23 protein-coding genes are annotated in these 20523 nt (G+C 63.1%); 7 read left to right on the top strand and 16 right to left on the bottom strand.

Features of this window, described 5'->3' with window-relative positions; genetic code table 11:
- Positions 1–40: 40 nt before the first annotated feature.
- From dnaK to AC0V2Y_RS18920, 5 genes are all read right to left on the bottom strand, one after another.
- A complete protein-coding gene (dnaK, locus tag AC0V2Y_RS18940; RefSeq protein WP_070290878.1) occupies positions 41–1984 on the bottom strand; it encodes a molecular chaperone DnaK in 1944 nt (647 codons plus the stop codon).
- A gap of 91 nt (positions 1985–2075) precedes the next feature.
- The gene (gene grpE, locus AC0V2Y_RS18935; protein WP_152250733.1) at positions 2076–2612 is read right to left on the bottom strand and encodes a nucleotide exchange factor GrpE; all 537 of its coding nucleotides are present in this window, start codon (positions 2610–2612) and stop codon (positions 2076–2078) included.
- Positions 2613–2956: 344 nt separating this feature from the next.
- Positions 2957–4066, bottom strand: a complete 1110-nt coding sequence (gene hemH, locus AC0V2Y_RS18930) for a ferrochelatase (protein WP_475417530.1) — start codon at positions 4064–4066, stop codon at positions 2957–2959.
- 106 nt (positions 4067–4172) lie between these two features.
- Positions 4173–5840 carry a DNA repair protein RecN gene (recN, locus tag AC0V2Y_RS18925; protein WP_475417531.1) on the bottom strand — a complete coding sequence of 556 codons (1668 nt, stop codon included), beginning with the start codon at positions 5838–5840 and terminating at the stop codon, positions 4173–4175.
- 47 nt (positions 5841–5887) lie between these two features.
- Positions 5888–6859 carry an NAD kinase gene (locus AC0V2Y_RS18920; protein WP_230539113.1) on the bottom strand — a complete coding sequence of 324 codons (972 nt, stop codon included), beginning with the start codon at positions 6857–6859 and terminating at the stop codon, positions 5888–5890.
- 262 nt (positions 6860–7121) lie between these two features.
- Here AC0V2Y_RS18920 and AC0V2Y_RS18915 point away from each other — a divergent pair, with 262 nt between their 5' ends.
- From AC0V2Y_RS18915 to gloA, 4 genes are all read left to right on the top strand, one after another.
- Complete coding sequence (locus AC0V2Y_RS18915) at positions 7122–7388, top strand: hypothetical protein (protein WP_475417532.1); 267 nt, start codon at positions 7122–7124, stop codon at positions 7386–7388.
- Between the two features lie 38 nt (positions 7389–7426).
- On the top strand, positions 7427–8701 hold the full coding sequence (locus AC0V2Y_RS18910; RefSeq protein ID WP_475417533.1) for a PQQ-dependent sugar dehydrogenase: 1275 nt from the start codon (positions 7427–7429) through the stop codon (positions 8699–8701).
- 101 nt (positions 8702–8802) lie between these two features.
- On the top strand, positions 8803–9225 hold the full coding sequence (locus tag AC0V2Y_RS18905; RefSeq protein WP_035828320.1) for an OsmC family protein: 423 nt from the start codon (positions 8803–8805) through the stop codon (positions 9223–9225).
- A gap of 125 nt (positions 9226–9350) precedes the next feature.
- Positions 9351–9758, top strand: coding sequence for a lactoylglutathione lyase (gene gloA, locus AC0V2Y_RS18900; protein WP_070290874.1), 408 nt, complete (start codon positions 9351–9353; stop codon positions 9756–9758).
- A 4-nt stretch (positions 9759–9762) separates the two neighbouring features.
- Here the strand turns inward: gloA and AC0V2Y_RS18895 are convergent, their stop codons facing one another.
- On the bottom strand, positions 9763–10677 hold the full coding sequence (locus tag AC0V2Y_RS18895; protein ID WP_475417534.1) for a LysR substrate-binding domain-containing protein: 915 nt from the start codon (positions 10675–10677) through the stop codon (positions 9763–9765).
- An 84-nt stretch (positions 10678–10761) separates the two neighbouring features.
- Between AC0V2Y_RS18895 and AC0V2Y_RS18890 the strand changes: the two genes are divergently transcribed.
- Positions 10762–11229, top strand: coding sequence for a DMT family transporter (locus AC0V2Y_RS18890; RefSeq protein ID WP_475417535.1), 468 nt, complete (start codon positions 10762–10764; stop codon positions 11227–11229).
- A gap of 69 nt (positions 11230–11298) precedes the next feature.
- Here the strand turns inward: AC0V2Y_RS18890 and AC0V2Y_RS18885 are convergent, their stop codons facing one another.
- The 4 genes from AC0V2Y_RS18885 to AC0V2Y_RS18870 form a co-directional block, all read right to left on the bottom strand.
- The gene (locus AC0V2Y_RS18885; RefSeq protein WP_475417536.1) at positions 11299–12639 is read right to left on the bottom strand and encodes a TolC family outer membrane protein; all 1341 of its coding nucleotides are present in this window, start codon (positions 12637–12639) and stop codon (positions 11299–11301) included.
- A gap of 146 nt (positions 12640–12785) precedes the next feature.
- Entirely contained in the window at positions 12786–13109 is a 324-nt protein-coding gene (locus AC0V2Y_RS18880) for a rhodanese-like domain-containing protein (RefSeq protein WP_219132534.1), read from the bottom strand.
- 13 nt (positions 13110–13122) lie between these two features.
- The gene (locus AC0V2Y_RS18875; protein ID WP_475417537.1) at positions 13123–13773 is read right to left on the bottom strand and encodes a protein-L-isoaspartate O-methyltransferase family protein; all 651 of its coding nucleotides are present in this window, start codon (positions 13771–13773) and stop codon (positions 13123–13125) included.
- Between the two features lie 170 nt (positions 13774–13943).
- The gene (locus AC0V2Y_RS18870) at positions 13944–14594 is read right to left on the bottom strand and encodes a TetR/AcrR family transcriptional regulator (RefSeq protein ID WP_475417538.1); all 651 of its coding nucleotides are present in this window, start codon (positions 14592–14594) and stop codon (positions 13944–13946) included.
- A 318-nt stretch (positions 14595–14912) separates the two neighbouring features.
- Here AC0V2Y_RS18870 and AC0V2Y_RS18865 point away from each other — a divergent pair, with 318 nt between their 5' ends.
- Together AC0V2Y_RS18865 and AC0V2Y_RS18860 are read left to right on the top strand one after the other, a co-directional pair.
- Positions 14913–15782 (top strand): head GIN domain-containing protein, encoded by an 870-nt coding sequence (locus tag AC0V2Y_RS18865; protein ID WP_475417539.1) that lies wholly within the window; start codon positions 14913–14915, stop codon positions 15780–15782.
- Positions 15783–15919: 137 nt separating this feature from the next.
- Positions 15920–16180 (top strand): YkgJ family cysteine cluster protein, encoded by a 261-nt coding sequence (locus AC0V2Y_RS18860; RefSeq protein WP_070220477.1) that lies wholly within the window; start codon positions 15920–15922, stop codon positions 16178–16180.
- Positions 16181–16189: 9 nt separating this feature from the next.
- Here the strand turns inward: AC0V2Y_RS18860 and AC0V2Y_RS18855 are convergent, their stop codons facing one another.
- The 6 genes from AC0V2Y_RS18855 to AC0V2Y_RS18830 form a co-directional block, all read right to left on the bottom strand.
- Positions 16190–17218: an alcohol dehydrogenase gene (locus tag AC0V2Y_RS18855; protein WP_475417540.1), complete on the bottom strand. Its 1029-nt coding sequence runs from the start codon at positions 17216–17218 to the stop codon at positions 16190–16192.
- Between the two features lie 26 nt (positions 17219–17244).
- Complete coding sequence (locus AC0V2Y_RS18850; RefSeq protein WP_475417541.1) at positions 17245–18357, bottom strand: flavin monoamine oxidase family protein; 1113 nt, start codon at positions 18355–18357, stop codon at positions 17245–17247.
- Positions 18318–19028: a cupin domain-containing protein gene (locus tag AC0V2Y_RS18845; protein ID WP_475417542.1), complete on the bottom strand. Its 711-nt coding sequence runs from the start codon at positions 19026–19028 to the stop codon at positions 18318–18320. Before AC0V2Y_RS18845 ends, AC0V2Y_RS18850 begins: the two co-directional genes overlap by 40 nt.
- An 80-nt stretch (positions 19029–19108) precedes the next feature.
- Positions 19109–19453, bottom strand: a complete 345-nt coding sequence (locus AC0V2Y_RS18840) for a carboxymuconolactone decarboxylase family protein (protein ID WP_070220483.1) — start codon at positions 19451–19453, stop codon at positions 19109–19111.
- A gap of 51 nt (positions 19454–19504) precedes the next feature.
- On the bottom strand, positions 19505–19786 hold the full coding sequence (locus tag AC0V2Y_RS18835; protein WP_070220486.1) for a hypothetical protein: 282 nt from the start codon (positions 19784–19786) through the stop codon (positions 19505–19507).
- 51 nt (positions 19787–19837) lie between these two features.
- Positions 19838–20523, bottom strand: a 686-nt coding sequence (locus AC0V2Y_RS18830) for an SDR family NAD(P)-dependent oxidoreductase (protein ID WP_475418358.1), incomplete at its 5' end; no start/stop codon positions are given.

Raw genomic sequence — 20523 nt, 5'->3', positions numbered from 1 at the left:
TTCAGCCCGGCTGCCCCCAGTTCATGGGAGCGCAAGACAATTACTTGCTGTCTTTGACTTCCTTGAAGTCAGCGTCGACAACGTCGTCCTGCTTGGCGCCTGCATCCGATGCGCCAGCAGCTTGCTGTGCACCTTCCGCGCCGCCGGCAGCTTGCTGCGCTTGCATGTCGGCATACATTTTTTCGCCCAGTTTCTGCGATGCGCTCGACAGTGCTTCCACCTTGGCGTCGATCTCAGCCTTGTCGCCCGCCTTGATGCTTGCTTCCAGGTCGGTGATCGCCGCTTCGATCTTCTCTTTCTCGCCCGCGTCCAGCTTGTCGCCGTATTCGGTCAAGGATTTCCGGGTCGAGTGTACCAGAGCATCGGCTTGGTTGCGCGACTCGGCCAATTCTTTGACCTTCTTGTCTTCTTCCGCGTTCAGCTCGGCGTCTTTCACCATCTTCTGGATTTCAGCCTCGGTCAAGCCGGAATTGGCCTTGATCGTGATCTTGTTTTCCTTGCCGGTGGCCTTGTCTTTCGCGCCGACATGCAAAATGCCGTTGGCGTCGATGTCGAAGGTCACTTCGATCTGCGGCGTGCCGCGCGATGCTGGCGGGATGCCTTCCAGATTGAACTCGCCCAGACCCTTGTTGCCGGCGGCGATTTCGCGCTCACCCTGGAAGACCTTGATGGTCACCGCAGGCTGGTTGTCGTCGGCCGTCGAGAACACTTGGCTGAACTTGGTCGGAATCGTCGTGTTTTTGTGGATCATCTTGGTCATCACGCCGCCCAGGGTTTCGATACCCAGGGACAGAGGGGTGACGTCCAGCAACAGCAAGTCCTTGCGTTCGCCCGACAGGACCGAACCCTGGATCGCTGCGCCCACGGCGACGGCTTCGTCCGGGTTCACGTCCTTGCGTGGATCCTTGCCGAAGAATTCCTTCACTTTTTCCTGCACCTTCGGCATACGGGTCATGCCGCCGACCAGGATGATGTCATCGATGTCCGACACTTTCACGCCAGCATCTTTGATGGCGGTGCGGCATGGTTCCATCGTGGCCGTGATCAGCTCTTCCACCAGCGATTCCAGCTTGGCGCGGGTCATCTTCAGGTTCAAGTGGACCGGTGCGCCGTTCGCCATGGCGATGTACGGCTCGTTGATCTCGGTTTGTTGCGACGACGACAATTCGATCTTCGCGCGCTCGGCCGAAGCCTTGATGCGCTGCAGGGCGATCGGATCTTTTTTCAGGTCGATGCCGTTGATCTTCTTGAACTCGTCGATGATGTAATCGATGACGCGCTGGTCGAAGTCTTCGCCGCCCAGGAAGGTGTCGCCGTTGGTCGACAGCACTTCGAATTGTTTCTCGCCATCAACATCCGCGATTTCGATGATCGACACGTCGAACGTACCGCCACCCAGGTCATACACGGCGATTTTACGGTCGCCTTTTTCGGTCTTGTCCAGGCCGAATGCCAGCGCTGCCGCGGTTGGCTCGTTGATGATGCGCTTGACGTCCAGGCCAGCGATACGGCCGGCATCCTTGGTGGCTTGACGCTGCGAGTCGTTGAAGTACGCAGGCACGGTGATGACGGCTTCGGTGACTTCTTCACCGAGGTAGTCTTCTGCCGTTTTTTTCATCTTGCGCAGGACTTCAGCCGAAATTTGCGGCGGTGCCAGTTTTTTGTCGCGTACGCCGATCCATGCATCGCCGTTGTCGGCTTTCATGATTTGGTACGGCATCAGCGCGATGTCTTTTTGGACTTCTTTTTCGTCGAACTTGCGACCGATCAGACGCTTGACTGCGTACAGCGTGTTTTTCGGATTGGTCACGGCCTGGCGTTTCGCTGGCGCGCCGACGAGAATTTCGCCATCTTCTTGATAAGCAATAATCGACGGCGTCGTGCGTGCGCCTTCAGCGTTTTCGATTACCTTTGGTTGACCGTTTTCCATGATGGAAACGCAGGAATTCGTGGTTCCCAGATCGATACCGATAATTCTACCCATGATTTTTTTCCTTTTATTTGCTAGATTTCAGATGGTTCTTATATGTGGCAAAGCGGCATGGTTTCAAGGCTTGCTTGATGCCGCCCTCTGATTATTTTGCTTGCGCGGTCGTGACAATGGCTGGACGCAGCAGGCGGTCCGCAATCATATAGCCCTTTTGCAGGACGGATACAATGGTATTGGCTTCCTGCTCCGCTGGCACCACGGCAACGGCCTGGTGTTTCATCGGATCGAGCTTTTCGCCCTGCACCGGCAAGACTTCCACCAGGCGGTTGCGCTCGAACGCGGCGTTCAATTGCTTCAGGGTCATCTCGACGCCTTCTTTCAGCGAGTCGATGGTCGGTGCTTCCACCGTCAGCGCCGTTTCCAGACTGTCTTTCACCGGCACCATGGCTTCGGCAAAGCTTTCCACTGCAAATTTATGCGCTTTAGCAACATCTTCCTGCGCACGGCGGCGAATATTTTCGCCATCGGCCTTGGCGCGCATGAAGGCATCGTGCATCTCTGCAAGACGCGCTTCGGTACTCGCCAGCTGCTCTTCCAAAGTAGGCTCTGCGGGAGTCGATGGGGCAGTCGCCGCGGCGTCCGCTTGCGGATTAGGTACAGCTTGGTTTTCCTGATCTTGCATCTAGAAAGCTCCTACAATCAATGACTTAAATGAGTTAGTCTAACTATCTTTACAACACTAACGGGCAGATGGGGCTATATCCTATTGTTTCAAGGGGTATGCGTGGCAAAACCGGAATTGCATCGATCCATGTTACAGCTTATTACAAAGCGCTTCCCATTTCGGCCAGCGATCCGTGCGCGCCCCCTTGATTTTCCAGGCTTCCCCCGGCAAAGCGGGCATTCTACCAGTCCCGCCACGGCCATCGCCACTGGCGGCGTTGCTATCTGGATAGTACTTTTGTCGCACCACACATGACAAAGCCGCGCAAGCGCGGCTTTTGATTATAAAAAAATCAATTATCTTTAATTCGTCGCGCCCAGTGCCAAGGCCGCCGCGCGCGCCTGCTCGCCCGCCCTCTTGTCCGCGTCGCGCTGCGGCGCCGTCTTCATCGTCGGCCAGCCGATCATATGTTGTTCCGCAATTTCCGCCATGCCCGCGATCCAGGCCGGCGTTTCGTTCAGGCAAGCGATATAGTGAAACTGCTGGCCGCCGGCCGTCTCGAAATCATGCTTGGCTTCCATGGCGATCTCTTCCAGCGTTTCCAGGCAGTCGCTGGTAAAGCCCGGACACAGCAGGTCGACGCGCTTGACGCCCTGCTGCGCCAGCGCCACCAGGGTCGGTGCCGTGTACGGCTGCAGCCATTCGGCCTTGCCGAAGCGCGACTGGAAAGTCACCACGTATTGCTCTTTAGTTAATTTCAACTTTTCCGCCAGCAGACGCGCCGTTTTCAGGCATTGGCAGTGGTAAGGATCACCGAGCAGCAAAGTACGCTTGGGCACGCCATGAAAACTCATCACCAGCTTTTCCGGACGGCCATGCGCTTCCCAGTGGTTCAGCACGGAATCGCGCAAGGCGTCGATGTACGTGTCGTGCTCGTGATATTGCTTGATAAAACGCAATTCCGGCACATTGCGCACCGTGGCGTAATGGGCGAATACGGCGTCGTAGATGGACCCCGTCGTCGTGCCCGAGTATTGCGGATAGGCTGGCAGGATGGCGATGCGCTCGCAGCCTTCACTTTTCAGCCGGGCCAGCACCTCGGGCAAGGAAGGCGAACCGTAGCGCATGGCCATGGCCACGGTCACACCGTCATGGCCACGTTCGGCCAGGGCGCCGGCCAGCAGTTTCGCCTGCTTTTGCGTATGCACTTTCAGGGGCGAGCCCTCGCGCGTCCAGATCGACGCGTATTTCTTGGCCGATTGGCCCGAGCGGAACGGCAAAATAATCAGGTTCAGGATGAACCACCAGACGATGCGGGGTATCTCCACCACGCGCGGGTCTGACAGGAATTGCTTCAAGTAGCGCCGCACGGCTGACGAGGTCGGCGCATCGGGCGTGCCCAGGTTGACCAGCACCACGGCGCTGCGGTCGATGCTGCCATGCGTGTACGGCGGTTCTGTTTGAAATGACATGAAGGCTCTTCGAAGGCGTTGGATGGATTAACCGACCATTATAGTTACATTGCGTCAACATCGGGAGTACTGCCAGACGATGGCAGCATGCCTGTCACGTCCCAGGTCAAATCGCGAGCAATTCGCGCGCATGCTTGCGCGTGGTGGCCGTGATTTCCAGGCCGCCCAACATGCGCGCCACTTCTTCCACGCGGGCCTTGGCGTCGAGCATGTCGATGCGCGACGCCGTCTTGCCGTTGTCCAGGGTGCTTTTAGCCACCTGGAAATGCTGATTCGCCTGGCTGGCCACCTGCGGCAAGTGCGTCACGCACAGCACTTGCCGTCCCTGCCCCAGGCGTTTCAGCAAGCGCCCCACGACTTCCGCGACGGCGCCGCCGATGCCGCTGTCGACCTCGTCGAAGATCAGGGTCGGCGTGGTGGTGGCGTGCGAGGTGATGACGGAAATGGCCAGCGCGATACGCGCCAGTTCGCCGCCGGAGGCCACCTTGGCCAGCGAACGTGGCGCCGTGCCCGCATGGCCGGCGACGAGGAACTCGACTTGCTCGAGGCCGTGGGCGGCCGGATCGCACGGGTGCAGCGCGATTTCAAAGCTGCCGCCCGTCATGCTCAGTTCCTGCATGGCGCGCGTGACGGCTTGCCCCAGCTCCAGGGCGGCGGCGCGGCGCGTGGCGGACAGGCGCTCGGCGACGGCACGGTACTCGGCCTCGATCTTCGCTTCCTGGCGCAGCAAGCCTTCGATATCGGAAGCGTCGGCCAGGTGCTGCAGCTTTTCCGACAGTTTAGAATGTTCCTCAGGCAACTCTTCGGGCGTGACGCGGAATTTGCGGGCCGTGCTGTGCATGGCTTCCATGCGGGCATCGAGCTGGTGCAGGCGCTCCGGGTCCAGCTCCACCCGGTCCAGGTAATTGTTCAACGCATACACGGATTCCTGCAGCTGGATGCGCGACGATTCGATCAGGTCGACGATCGGCTGCAATTCCGCATCGACGGACACCAGCTTGCCCAGCTTCTGGTTCAGGGCCGACAGTTGCGACACGATCGGATGATCTTCCTGTTCGGAAATGATCGCCAGGGCTTCCTGCGCCCCTTCGAGCAGGCTGGCCGCGTGCGACAGGCGGCTGTGCTCGTTCGTGATCTCCGTCCATTCGCCGGGCTTGGCGGCCAGCTTTTCCAGTTCGCCCACTTGCCATTCCAGGCGTTCGCGCTCGTACAGCACGTTGGCGGCATTCGTTTCGAATTCTTCTCGCTGACGCACGAGGGCGCGCCAGCGCTTGTGCAACGCCGCCACTTGCCGCGCATCCTGCTCCGCGCCCGCTTCGCGCGCCGTCGCCTGGCCGTCGAGCAAGGCGCGCTGCGCCTCGCTTTTCAGCAAGGACTGGTGCGCATGCTGGCCGTGGATGTCGACCAGCATGTCGCCCAGTTCGCGCAGCTGCGCGGCCGTGGCGGGGATGCCGTTGATATACGCCTTCGAGCGGCCCGCATTGTCGATCACGCGGCGCAGCAGGGCGCCGCCATCGTCGTTGGCGAATTCATTGGCCACCAGCCAGGCCTGCGCCACCTCGCTGACGGAGAAATCGGCCGTGATGTCGGCCTTGGCCGCGCCTTCGCGCACCACGCTGGCGTCGCCGCGCCCGCCCAGCGCCAAGGTCAGCGCATCGATGAGGATGGACTTGCCGGCGCCCGTCTCGCCCGTCAGCACGCTGAAGCCGGCGGAAAATTCCAGTTCAATGGTATCGACAATGACAAAATCGCGGATGGACAGTGTATGGAGCATGGCTTCTGTGGTTAGGCGGCGCACCGCAGGTTGAGGTGGAGAAACTATTAGCTGAGCTTGCCCTCGCCCGACGGGTACTCATTCCAGTGCAGTTTTTCACGCAGGGTGTTGTAGTAGCTCCACCCTTCCGGATGCAGGAAGGTAATCGTATGGGGTGATCGGCGGATCAGGATGCGGTCTTGCTGCACCAGGCTGGCAAAGGTCTGCATGTCGAAATTGACGCTGATATCGCGCCCGCGCACGATTTCCACGACGATCTGACTGGAATCGGGCAAGACGATGGGGCGGTTCGACAGCGCATGCGGGGCGATCGGCACGAGCACGATGCCGCCCAGGGTCGGATGCAGCAGCGGGCCGCCGGCCGACAGCGAATACGCGGTCGAGCCCGTGGGCGTGGAAATGATCAAGCCATCCGAACGCTGGTTGTACATGAAGTGACCGTCGACCTCGACGCGCAATTCGGCCATGCCTGCGCCGCCGCCGCGCGAGACGACGACGTCGTTGACGGCCATGCCCACGTGGATCGATACGCCATCGCGCAGCACGCTGCCTTCGAGCAAGGTGCGGCGTTCGGCCTTGAAGCGGCCGCCCAAAATTTGCGCCAGCACGGGCAGCATACGCTCGAGCGGGATATCCGTCATGAAGCCCAGACGCCCCTGATTGATACCGATCAAAGGGACGTCGAATGGCGCCAGCTGGCGCGCAATGCCGAGCATGGTGCCGTCGCCGCCCATGACGATGGCGCAATCGGCGGCGGCGCCGATCTCGGCCGCCGACATGGCGCGCACGCCGGGAAACGCCAGGTTCAGGTGCGCGGCCGTCTCCGCCTCGAAGACCACCGTGTGACCCAGCACTTGCAGGAAATCGACGATGCTTTTCACGGGCTCGGCAATGCCATCCGTATTCTGGCGCACGACCAGGGCGATGGTCTTGGCGCCCAGGTTGAAGCGCTCGCCCGGGGCTGGCAAGGTCGCGGCTGGCTGTTCGGCTCGCTGGTCGGCGTAGTTATCGACGGGCATAAAAATCTCGGTAGTGAATTCGGTGGCAAACCGCCCCTGGCTGTCGCGTCGCACGCCGGCATCGCATGATACTGTATATATGCACAGTATAGTGCGGCTGTCGTGTGCCCGCAAGGGGCGTTCCTGGTGTTGCACGCAGTGTAGCGCAGAAAAAGAATCGTCCATGCGTGCGCCAGCGCTCCCTGCATGGACAAATCCGCTTGCATGCGCCCTGGTGCGGCAGGAAACTGATTTCACGTCAATTTTTCTGTCAGGAGGCCATATGGTTAACCAGCATAGCGAACGCAAGATCAATACCGATGAAAAGGTGAAAAATGACGGCGTCGACCGCCTGCCGCACGAGCGCGACGAATCGCCCGATGCGCAAAACGTGCGTCCGCGCAAGATCATGCAACAGGCGGCCAGCGACCTGGAACAAGGCCTGGTCGACACGGACCGCCACGCGCAACCGGGCGTGGAAAAGGTCAAGCCCGCCGCGCCGCAGCAAGCCCGTCCCGACTCGCAACTGGAACCAAAGAAGGCGCGCTGACTCCAACTCTCACGCTGCGATTGTTTTCGGAGTACGCCATGCACCGTTACGCCCGTTCCTTCCTGCTGGCAGCTGTCTGCGGCGCCAATCTCGCCCATGCCCAGGCGCCCGCCATGCCCGTGGGCTTCGGCCCGCAGCCCGTGCTGCCTGCGCCGGACAAGCAGCTGATTCCCACCCTGAACGTGGCGCCCGTGCAGCGCTGGACGGCCGGGCAGCGCCCCGCTGTCGCGGCGGGCCTGGCCATCCAGGCATATGCGCGCGACCTCGACCATCCGCGCTGGCTGTACGTCTTGCCGAATGGCGACGTACTCGTGGCGGAAACGAACGCCCCGCCGAAACCGGAAGATGGCAAGGGCATCAAGGGCGCCATCATGCAGATGCAGATGAAAAAGGCCGGTGCGGCCACGCCCAGCGCCAACCGCATCACCCTGCTGCGCGGCGTCGATGCGAATGGCGTGGCGCAGACGCGCAGCGTGTTCCTGCAGGGACTGAATTCACCATTCGGCATGGCCCTGGTCGGCAACGAGCTATACATCGCCAATGCCGACGCCTTGATGCGCTTTCCCTACATCACCGGGCAAACGGCGATCACGGCGCCGGGCGTGAAGGTGATGAATTTACCCGTCGCCAGTCCCGACGGCAAATTTCTCTATGTTGCCGTCGGCTCGAACAGCAACGTGGGCGAAAACGGCATAGCGGCCGAAGATGGCCGCGCCGCCATCTGGCAATTCACGCGGGCCACGGGCAAGGCCCGCGTGTATGCGACGGGCTTGCGCAATCCCGTGGGCCTGGCCTGGCAGCCCAGGACGGGCGCGCTGTGGACGGCCGTCAATGAGCGCGACGAGCTGGGCAACGACCTGGTGCCCGACTACATGACGTCCGTCAAGGACGGCGCCTTTTATGGCTGGCCCTACAGTTATTTCGGCCAGCACGTCGATGCGCGGGTCACGCCGCCCCGTCCCGAACTGGTCGCCACGGCGCTTACACCCGACTACGCGCTGGGCGCGCACACAGCCTCGCTGGGACTGGCGTTTTATGACGCCGCCCTGCTGCCCGAACGCTACCGGGGCGGCGCCTTCATCGGCCAGCACGGCTCGTGGAACCGCAAGCCCTTCAGCGGCTATAAAGTCATCTATGTGCCCTTCGCCAATGGCGTGCCCAGCGGTCCTCCGCAGGACGTCGTCGCCGGCTTCCTCGACAAGGCTGGCCATGCGCATGGGCGCCCCGTCGGCGTGGCCGTCGACAAGGCGGGCGCGCTGCTGGTGGCGGACGACGTGGGCAATGTCATCTGGCGCGTCACGCCGGCGCCGTGAATGCATCGACGCCGCGCATGCGCCCCCTGTGTGGCGCAACGAACGGAAGCGCCAGGGTGGGGCGCGCATGATGGATGCTCGAACCACGCAAGGAGTACATCATGAAAAAAACAGGATCAGCCGTCTGGAGTGGCGGCCTTAAGGATGGCAAAGGGTTTATTTCCACCCAAAGCGGCGCGCTCGACAATGTGGCCTATGGTTTCAACACGCGCTTCGAAGACGGTCCCGGCAGCAATCCGGAAGAACTGATCGGCGCTGCCCACGCGGCCTGCTTCACCATGGCCCTGTCCGGCCAACTGGGCGAGGCGGGCTTGCGCGCCACCGCCCTGAAAACCACGGCCGATGTCAGCCTGGAAAAGATCGATGGCAGCTATGCCATCACGGCCGTACACCTGACCCTGGTGGCCACCATTCCCGGCGCCACCGACGAAGCGTTCCAGGATGCGGCCCTGCGCGCCAAGCTCGGCTGCCCCGTATCGAAGCTGCTGGCCACGGAAATCACGCTGGACGCTCATCTGGAGTAATTCCAGAGGCACTAACCTCACCGTCCGCGGCTGTCCTGCCACCAGGGCAGCCGGGGCGGTCTCGGCAAGAAAGCCGTAAAACGCATAAAATCCTGCCATTCCCCTATTCATATCAAGGATTTACGATGCGTATTTTGCACACCATGTTGCGGGTCGGCGACCTGCAGCGCTCCATCGATTTTTACACGAACGTCCTGGGCATGAAGCTGCTGCGCACCAGCGACAATCCTGAATATCAATACACCCTGGCCTTCGTCGGCTATGGCGCGAACCCGGACCATGCGGAACTGGAGCTGACGTATAACTATGGCACCACCAGCTACGAGCTGGGCACGGCGTACGGCCACATCGCCATCTCGGCCGACGACATCGTCGCCGCCTGCGACGCGGCACGCGCGAATGGCGGCAACGTCACGCGCGAACCGGGTCCCGTGAAAGGCGGCAACACGGTCATCGCCTTCATCACCGATCCGGACGGCTACAAGATCGAATTGATCGAACGCAAGTTCGACGGCCAGGGCGGCGGCCTGTAATTCCTCAGTCTGGCTCTGCGGCCGTTGCAATGGCCGCGCGCAGCCAGGCGATGCCCGCATCGCCGTCCGTGCGGCGGTGCCGTATCGCTTCAAACGCAAACGGTGCGATGGCAAACGGCGCGGAGCACAGCGTCAGCCCTTGCGCGGCGCTGCCCTGCACGGCGCGCCGCGCCACCGTCAGGATCAAATCCGTCCCCATCACCACCTCCGGTGCGACCGTCCAGTACGGCACGCGTACGGCGATGCGGCGCGCCTGGCCCAGCTGCGCCAGCGCCGCATCGACTTCGGCCGCCATGCCGCCTTCGCCGGACGCCACCAGCACGTGGGGGCGCGCCAAATAGGTCTGCAAGCTCAAGGACTCGCCCGGCGCCAGGCTGGCCGGATCGAGCGCGCACACGAACGTTTCCTCGAATAAGGTTTCCCTGTGCAACTGCTCGGGCAGTTGCGGGAACACGCCCAGCGCCAGGTCGATGTCGCCATCCTGCACGCCAGCCACCACGGCTTGGCGGCTGGCATAGCTGACGGCCACGTCGATGCCGGGCGCTTCCACGCGCAAACGCCGCAGCAAAGCGGGCAAGATCAGCGCCGCGCCGTAATCCGACATGGCCAGGCGAAACACGCGCTGCGCCGTGGCCGCTTCGAAGACGGCGCCGCCCAGCACCGAGCGCACGCTCTGCAAGGCTTCAGCCAGGGGCCGCGCCAGCGCCAGGGCGCGCGCCGTCGGCTGGAAACCGCCCTTGCCGCGCAGCAGCAGCGGATCATCGAGCAGATGGCGCAGGCGCGCCAGCGCATGGCTGACGGCAGGCTGGCTCATGTGCAGGCGTTCGGCCGCGCGCGACAAATGGCGCTCGCTCAGCAGCGCGTCCAGGATCACCAGCAAGTTCAAATCGACGGCCCGCAGATTATTCGTTTGGCGCATATTTTGATGACAAACTACGAATTGGATTTAATCATGACAGCATAATACGATGACGCCATCAACTCAACACGCAGGGAGTCGCACATGAACGGATGGATCACCTTGTTTGCCCCGCTGGCCATGCTGGCCGGCGCCGTCGTCCCCTTCCAGGCGGGCGCGAATGCGGCGCTGGGCCGCAACCTGGGCCACCCGCTGTGGGCCACGCTCGCCTCGCTGGCCGTCAGCGCCGTGCTTGCTTTACTGGTGATGCTGGCCTGGCGGGTGCCCGCGCCCGATCTCCACCTCGCCATGCGCGGACCGGGCTGGTCCTGGCTCGGCGGCGCGGCCGGCGTGTTTTATATTACGGCCGCGCTGATGCTGGCGCCGCGCATGGGTTCAGGCCCCTTCATGGCAGCCGTCATCGGCGGGCAGATGCTGGCCGCGCTGGCCATCGACCGCTACGGCTTGCTGGGTTTTACCGTGAAGCATATTTCTCCGCTGCACTGGGCCGGCGCTGGCCTGGTGGTGGCTGGTGTCGTGCTGACACAGTTCGCCAACAGCCGCGCCGCGTGACAAGACCGCCAGACGAAAAAAAACCAGCGCCGCTGCCGGTGCTGGTTTTCATGTAGAGCAAGAGCGCGCTTACTTGTCGAGCAAGGCATTGACGGGCATCAAGTCCGTTTCCTTCAGGGTGCCGGCGGCAGCCTTCAGGCGCAAGCCGTTCATGATGGTGTCGTAGCGGGCTTTCGACAGGTCTTTTTGCGTCGAGAACAATTGTTTCTGCGCGTTCAAGACGTCGATATTGATGCGCACGCCCACTTGATAGCCGAGCTGGTTCGACTCCAGCGCCGACTTGCTCGACACTTCCGCCGCTTCCAGCGCCTTGACTTGCGCCAGGCCGCTATTGACGCCCAGGAAGGCCTGGCGCGCGCCTTGCGATGCCGCGCGGCGTGCCGTTTCCAGGTCGTTGCGGGCCTTGTTTTCCAGCGCGATCGATTCGCGCACCTTGCTCGTCACGGCAAAGCCGCTGAAGATGGGGATGCTCCACTGCACGCCGATGGCGTTGTTGTTATTGCCGCTGCCATTGCCGCCACCCGAGGTGTAGGTATGGCCCGCGTTGGCGATCAGGTCCAGCGTCGGGTAGTGGCCGGCACGGTTGCGGCCGATGTCGCGCTTGGCCGATTCCACGTTGAACTGGGCCGTGACGACGCTGTAGTTCTGCTCTTCCGCCGAGCTCACCCACGGTTCGATGGCAGCCGGTTCCGGCGCGCTGATGACCACGCCCGCGCGCATCGGCGCCAGCGAGGTCGGCGCTTCGCCGATGATGGTTTGCAGGGCGCTGCGCTTGTTGGCCAGGTCATTGATGGCGGCAAATTCCTGCGCCACCACCAGGTCGTAGGCCGCTTGCGCTTCGTGCGTGTCGGTAATCGTTTGCGTGCCGACTTCGAAGTTGCGCTTGGCCGATGCCAGCTGCTCCGTCGTGGCGACTTTTTGCGCCTGCGTGGCGCCCAGGTTGTCCTGTGCGCTGAGCACGTCGAAATACGCCTGCGCCACGCGCGTGATCAAGTCTTGCTGGACTTGCGCAAATTGCGCTTCAGCAATCGCCTGCGCCAGCTTGCTTTGCTGGTAGGTTTCCCAGCGGTCCCAGCGGAACAGCGGCTGCGCCAGGGTCAGGTTGTAGCTGTTCGTGCGCACGTTCACGGACGGCGAGGTGATCTTGTTGCCGCCCGCGTTCTGCAGAATCTGCTCCTGGTTGCCACGCGTATTGCTGCCCGACGCGGAGATTTGCGGCAGCAAGCCTGCCAGCCCCTGCGGCACCCGCTCCATCCCGGCCGACAGGGCCGCGCGCGCGCTGGCGTACTGCGCGTCATTGGCCAGCGCCTGCTGGTACACCTGGATGAGATCGGCCGCCTGTGCTTGCAGCGAGCATGTCATCGAGACAAAGGCGCTGGTCATCAGCACGGCGATAAGGGGTTTCCGCATTGCATTTCTCCGTTGGAGTCGTCAAAAGTTGATGGAATCAAAAATCGGTTACAGCCTGCCTGGCGGCCGCGCCGGCGGGAGCGGGGTACAGGCCTCCGCAGGCATGCAGCAAAACATGCCTGGAAGTGCATCTACTGCGAATTAACTTAGTATTTCGGCATGGCGCTGTCGACTTGCAGCGCCCAGGCATGCACGCCGCCCGTCAAATTACTGATCTTGCCAAAACCATTGCGTTCCAGGAAGGCCGCCACTTGCATGCTGCGCATGCCGTGATGGCAGATGCAGACGATCTCGGCGTCTTCATCGAGGTCATCGATGCGCGCAGGAATCGAGTTCATCTGCATCAAGGTGGCACCGTCGAGGTGGCACAGGTCGAACTCCCACTGCTCGCGCACGTCCAGCAAAACAGGACGGGGGCGGGAAGGGTCAGCCAGCCAGGCGGCCAGCTGCGGTGCACTCAAATGCTCCATCGAATCGGTCGCCTCAGAACTGGAAATGCGACGGCGCCACGGCTTGCAGCGGCGGGACATTGGTTTCAAACAGCTTGCGCGTGTCGTAGGCCTTGTCCGAGCTGCGCGTGATCAAATGCGCCGACATGATCGGCGCTTCGCCGATGATGGCCAGGATGCGGCCGCCGACTTTGACTTGTTGCAACAACGCTTCCGGCAGCACGGCCAGGGCGCCGGACACGACGATCACGTCGTATGGCGCGCCCTTGCTCCAGCCTTGGGCGCCGTCGCCCAGTTCCACGGTCACGTTGGTCACGCCGTTGGCAGCCAGGTTCTGCTCGGCCAGGGTTTTCAATTGGGGAACGATTTCCACGCTCGTCACGTGACGCGCCTTGTGCGCCAGCAAAGCGGCCATGTAGCCGCTGCCGGTGCCGATTTCCAGCACATTTTCATGCTTCTTGACGGCTACGTCCTGCAAAATGCGCGCTTCCAGCTTTGGCGTGAACATGCATTCGCCGCCGCCCAGTGGAATTTCGGTGTCGACGAAGGCCAGGTTTTTATAGGCGGCGGGCACGAAATCTTCACGCTTGACCACGTTCAACAACTCCAGCACGTCGATATCCAGTACGTCCCATGGACGGATCTGCTGTTCGATCATATTGAAGCGGGCTTGTTCGATATTCATCTTTGGACTCGGTAAGTGAAGTAATAATCCGCCATTTTATCGTTGAACTGGCTGAAAGCACATGTTAACCATAAAGGCGGGGAATGGAGGAAATTTGCGACGATCTGCAGATTTGGGGGGGCGAACCTTGGAAAAGGGGTAACTGAACGGTAGTAGCCAGGCCCGGTGCATCAGCTTTTCCCGGGCGCCTCCGCCTGCAGGCTGCGCACGCTCATGTCGATAAAGGCGTCCATATAGGCGAGCGGGTCGATATTCTTGACCTCGCACGGCACGAAGGAGTGCGTCCACATCATGAGCATGGTGACGGGCGCGCTGAGGATGGTGCTGACCAGAACGGGATCGATCTGACGGAATTCGCCGCGCTGCATGCCCCGTTCCAGCAGGCTGACGATCAGCCCATTGCCGCGCGTGACGACTTCTTCGTTGTAAAACTGCGCCAGTTCCGGGAAATTGTTCGCTTCGGCCAGCATCAGCTTGGTCAATCCGGCCAGTTTGGTGGCGCCGAATTCTTCCCACCACTGCATCATCACCTTGCGCAACAATTCAGCGCTGGTGCTGTCCGAAGCGGCCATGCTGTCTTCCGCCTCGCCGATCGACTGCACGATATTGTCGCGCACCACGGCCTTGAACAGCTCTTGCTTATTCTCAAAGTACAGGTACAGGGTGCCTTTCGACACGCCGGCCCGCTTGGCCACATCCTCCAGGCGCGTCGATGCGAAGCCCCGTTCGACAAACAGGTCGAGGGCGGCGGCGAGCAGTTCCTGCGGGCGGGCATCCTTGCGCCGCTCCCAGCGGGGCTTGGTATCAATCGGGGCTTGCATGTATCTTTCCAAATAACTTACTTTTGAGTCATTAATAGTAGCCCTGTCTATCGGCAAGGTCAAGCGCGGAGCATCGCCCGGCACGCCGAACACGGGTATTGTACGCTCCGTGTCAACGTTGGCGGCACCTCCTCTGGCCCCGGACCCATGGCGCTGGGTGAACCAGAATGCGTTTCAGCCCCCGTTTTGCGCAGTTCATCGCATTGGCGTTCAGCAAAGACAGGCGCTTTGCTATCTTGGCATCGACAGCACGGCAGCCGCGGCGCGGCAGCCGGCTTATTTCTTGTCCTGACCTAAAACAATCATAAAGGAAACACCATGCGTACCTTGCTGGCCCTGTGCTGTGCCCTTGCCCTCGGCGGTTGCGCCATCGTCATCAATCCCAACGATGGCGAAGTGCGCCATGCGGACTCGGGCGGCAATGCCATCCAGGGCAACGAGCAAATGAGCCGCGACGTGCGCCAGGTCGGCAACATCAACACGCTCGACATCGACAGCATGAAGCGCATTGATATGAAAATCGACGTGCGCGTGGGGCCGGCAACGTCGCTGGTGATCGAAGCGGACAGCAACCTGCAGCCGCGCATCCATAGCGAAGTGAGCGGCAATACCCTGCGCATCTGGAGTGACAGCAACATTCGCAGCAGCAATGGCATCCACGTCATCTACACAACACCGCAATTGAGGAAGATCACCATTTCCGGTTCGGGCCGCCTGGTGGCCAGCGGTTTCAATGGCGAGGATTTCAGCCTGGAGCAGCGCGGTGCGATGAAGAGCGAATTGTCGGGCACGGTGGGGCGCCTCGACGTGGCCAACAATGGCTCGGGCAGCATCAACGCGGCCGCCCTCGCCAGCGGCAACACGGACGCGGTGCAAAACGGTTCGGGCAGCATCCAGCTGGGCAGCGTGCGCGGCGAACGCATCAACGTGGCCGTCAACGGCTCGGGCAGCATCAGCGCCAGCGGCGCCGTGCAGCGCCTCGACGCCAACGTGAATGGCTCGGGCGACATCAACCTGGCCGCCCTGCGCAGCGACGTTGCCTATCTGGCGAGCAACGGTTCCGGCGACATCGACGTCACCGTCCAGAATGAAGTCAACGCCCGCGCCAGCGGTTCCGGCCGCATCACCGTGCATGGCGACCCGGCCCGCCGCACCCTGACGGGCAAGCGCGTCAGCATCGTGCGCTAGGCAAGCGGCGGGAAGCGGCAGGCCGCGCCGACTTGCTATACTGTCGGCCCCTGATCCCCTTCCAGCCATCGCCATGCCGTCCTGCGCCTGCTCCCTGGCAGCCGGATGGCAAGCTGGTCGTCCACTAAAGAATAACCATGAACTGCCGCGACCACTGCGGAGCGTGCTGCATCGCTCCCTCCATCACCAGTCCGATACCGGGCATGCCAAACGGGAAACCCGCTGGTGTCCGCTGCGTGCAGCTGGGAGACGATAGCCGCTGCCGCATTTTCGGACAGCCGGAACGGCCGGCGTTCTGCGCAGGATTGCAGCCGTCGGCAGAGATGTGCGGCGCAAGCCGCGAACAGGCGATACGCTGGCTCGACGACCTGGAGCAGGCAACGGCGCCGCAGACTTGAAGAGAATGCCTAGGCCTTCGGCAACATGGTCAGCACCATGCGGAACTTGACGTCCCCGGACTGCATGCGCTGATAGGCTTCGGCCGCACGTTCCAGCGGCATGGTTACGATATGCGGACGCACGCCGGCCAGCACGCTGAAAGCAAGCGTCTTTTCATTGTCATACGGCGTGCCGGTGATCGAGCCGAGCACGCCGCGTTCGCCCACCACCAATTTACCGGAAGACACGAGCAGCGGATCTTTGCCCGCGCCCAGCACGACCAGCCGTCCGGCTGGCGCCAGGCCATCCATCAGCGCCGTCACAGCGGCCGCGCTAGAAACGGTGGTGATGACCGCCTGCGCCCCGCCATGCGCTTGCAGCACGGCGGCCGCATCCTCGGCCAGGCTGTCGACATACACGTGCGCGCCCAGCTCCAGCGCATCCTGCGCAATATCGCCGCCGCGCCCGATCGCCACCACCTTGAAGCCCATGCGGCGCGCATACTGCAAGGCCATATGCCCCAGGCCGCCGATGCCCAGGATGGCGACCGTATCGCCCGCCTGCGCCCCGCTCTTCTTGAGCGCATTGAAGGTGGCAAGGCCCGCGCACAGGATGGGCGCCGCCTCTTCCGCATCGAGCTGCCCGGGAATCGATACCAGGCCGGTGACGCGCGCCAGCATCATCTCGGCATAGCCGCCGTCGCGGCTGGCGCCCACGAACGGCTGGTCCTGACATAACTGGAAACGGCCTTGGCGGCAGGGCGGGCAGGCGTTGCAGTGGCCGCCCAGACGGCCGACGCCGACGCGCTGGCCGATTTGCCAGATGCCCGGCGTGTGTTCGCCCAGCGCGACGATGCGCCCGACCACCTCGTGACCGGGCACGCGCGGCGGCTGCAGCGCCGGGTCGGCGCCGTCGATATCGGCGCTGTCGGCGCCGCAGATGCCGCAGGCTTCGACGGCAATCAAGACTTCGCCCACGCCGGGCAGCGGCGTGGCGCGCTCGACCAGTTCCAGCACGCCGGGGCGGCTCACTTGCATGGCGCGGTAAGTTGTTTTCATCTTCATTTCTCCTTCGTTGAGTTAAGTCACGGAATCGCCGGGCGCTGCTGCGCCGCTTGCCAGGCTTGCACGCCCAGAGCGGCCGCCTCGACCGCGCCGGCCAGATAGCCGGGAAAGCGCGGCGACCATTCGCTGGCGATGGCCGTCAGGCGGCCCTGCCAGGGACCGGCCGCAGGCGCCGCTGCCGGGGCGTGACCGTGCTCGCCGCCGGCGTCGAGGTCGGCGGCGGTGGCGGTCAGCGCATCCTGCGACCAGTCCTTGATGGCATCGGTGCGCGGCACGGCCGCTTGCGGGCCGAACAGCCGTACCAGCTGGGCCCGGCAATGCGCCAGCAAGACCCCATCGTCCAGGCGCTGGCGCGTGCGTGCCGGCACGGCCAGGAAACCAAACAGGGCAGCGCTGCCGCCCGGCATCGAGGCATCATGGATCTCGCCCAGCGGCCCGCTCTGGCTGCGCGCCGAACCGGACAAGCCCTGTTCGCGCCAGAACGGCCGCTCGTAGACGGCGACGTACTTCGCATGGGGCGCCATCCAGGTGGCGGTGGCGGTCCACCCGCGCGCCAGCGCCGCAGGCAGGGCCGGCTCGTACGCGATACCGGCGGCAGCCAGGCGCGGCGGCAATGCCAGCAGCACGTGGCCGGCGCGCCACGCGGTGACGGCGCCCGCCGCATCCGCGCTCGCCACTTCGACGTGCTCGGCCGCATGGCGCAGGCGCAGCACCTGTTGTCCGGTGACGATGTGCGTGCTGCGCAAGGTGCCGCGCAAGGCATCGGTCAGCGCATTCATGCCGCCAATCAGGCGCATCGATGGCGGCGCGCTCGCGTACGTGCGCATGCGCACCGGCGCCTCCCCCGCGGCGCGCTGGTACAGCATATCGCCCTGGTCGTACTGGGCGAAGCGCTGCAGCCCCAGCCCGTCGACCAGCTGGTGCAGCGCGCACTGCTGCTCGGGCCAGAACCAGGCCGGGCCCAGGTCGAAGCGGTCGCTGCCGCCAGCTGCCTGCATGCCGGCGATACGCCCGCCGATGAAATCGCGCGCTTCGAGCACGACGACATTGGCCACGCCCAGCCGCTCCAGCAAGTGGGCCGCGTACAGGCCGCTCAGGCCGGCGCCGATAATGATGATGCGTGCGTGTTGCATGCTGATCCTTTCAAAGTCGTGTCCGCCACATGCCGGACTTTCAGGTAAACGGTGGCTCCCTGCGCACCGGCAACGATGGCGGGCAAGGTGCCGGCAGGCAGGCGCATCCAGCTGCGCGGCGCGCAGGCATGCTGGCGTGCGTGCACCTCGCCCTCGAGCACCAGCAGTTCCTGGCCGCCGCCTGCCTCGGCCAGCAAGGCTTCATGCGGCATCAGCCGCTGCAGGCTGACCTGCTCGGCAGCATCGTCGAACAGCGGACAGACGGCCCGCCCCCGCTGCTCGCGCCAGTTGGCGGGGTCACGGGTGTCGATGCGGACGTGGCGCTGTTCGCGCGGCTGCATCTGCTGCAACTTGACGAAGATCACCGCCCCCGCGCCGCTCGACGGCCGATGGCTGGAGCCGGGCGGATTGCGCAAATACCAGCCGGCGGGATAATCCACGCCGTCTTCGGAAAACGTGCCGTCGAGGACCAGGATTTCCTCGCCGCCCGGATGCCGATGCGGCGGGAAGAAGGATTCGGGCGCATAGCGCACGATGCTCGTTGCGCGCGCTTGCTCGGCGCCGATGCGATCGAGCATGATGCGCTCGACGCCGCCCTGCGGCGACGCGACCCAGCGGTACTGGTGCGGCGCCAGGATGACGGGGCGCGAAAAATCGGCATTGATCAGCATGACAAACTTCCAGAGTTGAAAAAAACGGCCAGCGCCAGCCACGGCATGGCGCCCTGGCCGGCGGTGGCGGCGGCCCGCGCTTACTGCTTCGGCAGCTGTTGGTAGGCTTCCATCACGCGCGCCGAATACGTCAGCGCGGCGCCCGTATTGAGCGCGATCGCCACGCCGAGCGCTTCGGAAATTTCTTCCAGGGTCGCACCGGCTTCCACCGCTTTCTTCGTGTGCACCGAGATGCAGCCGTCGCAACGCGTGGTGATGGCCACCGCCAGCGCGATCAGTTCGTGGATCTTCGGCGCCAGGTGGCCGGTCTTGGCGGCGGCGCCGTCGATGGCCATCACGCCGCGCATCACGTCGGGGCTCTGCGCGGCGTAATCGCCGACTTTTTCCAGCAGGGAGTCGCGGTAGGTGTTCCAGTCTTGCATCATGATTTTTGCTCCAAAAAAGGGAATAGTAGGTAGCAGCGGGCGGGTGCCCGCTTACGCCACGGTATAAATGCGCACGTCGGGCGCCGCGTCCAGCAGCGGCGTGAGCGCCACCACCACGTCGCTGTTGAACAGCGCGCTTTGCAGATAGGCATTGGCGTTGCCCACGCTGTCGAAGCCATGCAGCACTTGCACGTCTTCCTCGCGGATCAGCAATTGCTTCGACTGCGCGCCCGCGATGCCGGCCAGGAACGGCGCCTTGTACTGCTGATAGACGCCAGCCGCCGCGGCGCGGTTGGCGTTGGCGATCTTGAGGGTGATTTGCAGATAAGCCATGCGATGCTCCTTGATAATCAGGTGAAGAAAAGGCGGGCTTGCCCCAGGTATTTAGTTGCGGCCGGCCATCACGCCGCCATCGACGTCCCACACCGCGCCGGTCACCCAGGCAGCCTTGTCGGACAGCAGAAACGCCACCACTTCCGCCACGTCCTGCGGCGTGCCCACGCGGCCGATCGGGTGGAAACCGTTGAAGCCCTGCAGCGCCTCATGGACCTCCGCCTTCGGAATAAAACCTTCGTAGATCGGCGTCTGCACGACGGCTGGCGAGACGGCGTTGACGCGAATCTGCTTCGATGCCAGCTCCATCGCCAGATGCTGGGTCAGCGAGTGCAGGCCGGCCTTGGCCATCGAATACGCCGACGATGGCGTGGCGGCGATCGCCTGCTTGCCCCACATCGAGCCGATGTTGACGATAGACCCAGGGCGTCCGCCGGCGACCAGGTGCGCGGTCACCTTTTGCGTGATGAAGAACAAGGCCTTGTTGAGATTCATATACTGGTCGTAGTCGGCGGCGCCGTGTTCGAGGAACGGTTTGGGGAAGAACACGCCGGCCGCGTTGACCAGCAGATCGATGTCCGCATGCTGTTCGTCCAGCGTTTTGAGCAGCGCGGCCAGGCCCGCGTCGCTCGACAGGTCGGCGGTCACCGCCCACACCGTGCCGAGCGCCGACAATGCCTTGCGCGCCTCTTCGGTTTTCTCTGCGCGGTGGCCGACGATCACGGCGCTGCCGCCTT

It is taken from the genome of Janthinobacterium sp. BHSEK (assembly GCF_056174685.1).
Note: the sequence above shows the minus strand (reverse complement) of the source record. Positions and strands in the feature narration are given on the sequence as shown.

Bases quoted from the DNA above. Each gene is read 5' to 3' on its own strand.
- AC0V2Y_RS18910 (WP_475417533.1), top strand. From the start codon at position 7,427: ATGCACCGTTACGCCCGTTCCTTCCTGCTGGCAGCTGTCTGCGGCGCC.
- AC0V2Y_RS18920 (WP_230539113.1), bottom strand. From the start codon at position 6,859: ATGCCCGTCGATAACTACGCCGACCAGCGAGCCGAACAGCCAGCCGCG.
- gloA (WP_070290874.1), top strand. From the start codon at position 9,351: ATGCGTATTTTGCACACCATGTTGCGGGTCGGCGACCTGCAGCGCTCC.
- AC0V2Y_RS18865 (WP_475417539.1), top strand. From the start codon at position 14,913: ATGCGTACCTTGCTGGCCCTGTGCTGTGCCCTTGCCCTCGGCGGTTGC.
- AC0V2Y_RS18870 (WP_475417538.1), bottom strand. From the start codon at position 14,594: ATGCAAGCCCCGATTGATACCAAGCCCCGCTGGGAGCGGCGCAAGGAT.
- AC0V2Y_RS18895 (WP_475417534.1), bottom strand. From the start codon at position 10,677: ATGCGCCAAACGAATAATCTGCGGGCCGTCGATTTGAACTTGCTGGTG.
- AC0V2Y_RS18905 (WP_035828320.1), top strand. From the start codon at position 8,803: ATGAAAAAAACAGGATCAGCCGTCTGGAGTGGCGGCCTTAAGGATGGC.
- recN (WP_475417531.1), bottom strand. From the start codon at position 5,840: ATGCTCCATACACTGTCCATCCGCGATTTTGTCATTGTCGATACCATT.
- AC0V2Y_RS18850 (WP_475417541.1), bottom strand. From the start codon at position 18,357: ATGCAACACGCACGCATCATCATTATCGGCGCCGGCCTGAGCGGCCTG.
- dnaK (WP_070290878.1), bottom strand. From the start codon at position 1,984: ATGGGTAGAATTATCGGTATCGATCTGGGAACCACGAATTCCTGCGTT.
- grpE (WP_152250733.1), bottom strand. From the start codon at position 2,612: ATGCAAGATCAGGAAAACCAAGCTGTACCTAATCCGCAAGCGGACGCC.
- AC0V2Y_RS18855 (WP_475417540.1), bottom strand. From the start codon at position 17,218: ATGAAAACAACTTACCGCGCCATGCAAGTGAGCCGCCCCGGCGTGCTG.
- AC0V2Y_RS18845 (WP_475417542.1), bottom strand. From the start codon at position 19,028: ATGCTGATCAATGCCGATTTTTCGCGCCCCGTCATCCTGGCGCCGCAC.
- AC0V2Y_RS18840 (WP_070220483.1), bottom strand. From the start codon at position 19,453: ATGATGCAAGACTGGAACACCTACCGCGACTCCCTGCTGGAAAAAGTC.
- AC0V2Y_RS18915 (WP_475417532.1), top strand. From the start codon at position 7,122: ATGGTTAACCAGCATAGCGAACGCAAGATCAATACCGATGAAAAGGTG.
- AC0V2Y_RS18860 (WP_070220477.1), top strand. From the start codon at position 15,920: ATGAACTGCCGCGACCACTGCGGAGCGTGCTGCATCGCTCCCTCCATC.
- AC0V2Y_RS18875 (WP_475417537.1), bottom strand. From the start codon at position 13,773: ATGAATATCGAACAAGCCCGCTTCAATATGATCGAACAGCAGATCCGT.
- AC0V2Y_RS18890 (WP_475417535.1), top strand. From the start codon at position 10,762: ATGAACGGATGGATCACCTTGTTTGCCCCGCTGGCCATGCTGGCCGGC.
- hemH (WP_475417530.1), bottom strand. From the start codon at position 4,066: ATGTCATTTCAAACAGAACCGCCGTACACGCATGGCAGCATCGACCGC.
- AC0V2Y_RS18880 (WP_219132534.1), bottom strand. From the start codon at position 13,109: ATGGAGCATTTGAGTGCACCGCAGCTGGCCGCCTGGCTGGCTGACCCT.
- AC0V2Y_RS18885 (WP_475417536.1), bottom strand. From the start codon at position 12,639: ATGCGGAAACCCCTTATCGCCGTGCTGATGACCAGCGCCTTTGTCTCG.
- AC0V2Y_RS18835 (WP_070220486.1), bottom strand. From the start codon at position 19,786: ATGGCTTATCTGCAAATCACCCTCAAGATCGCCAACGCCAACCGCGCC.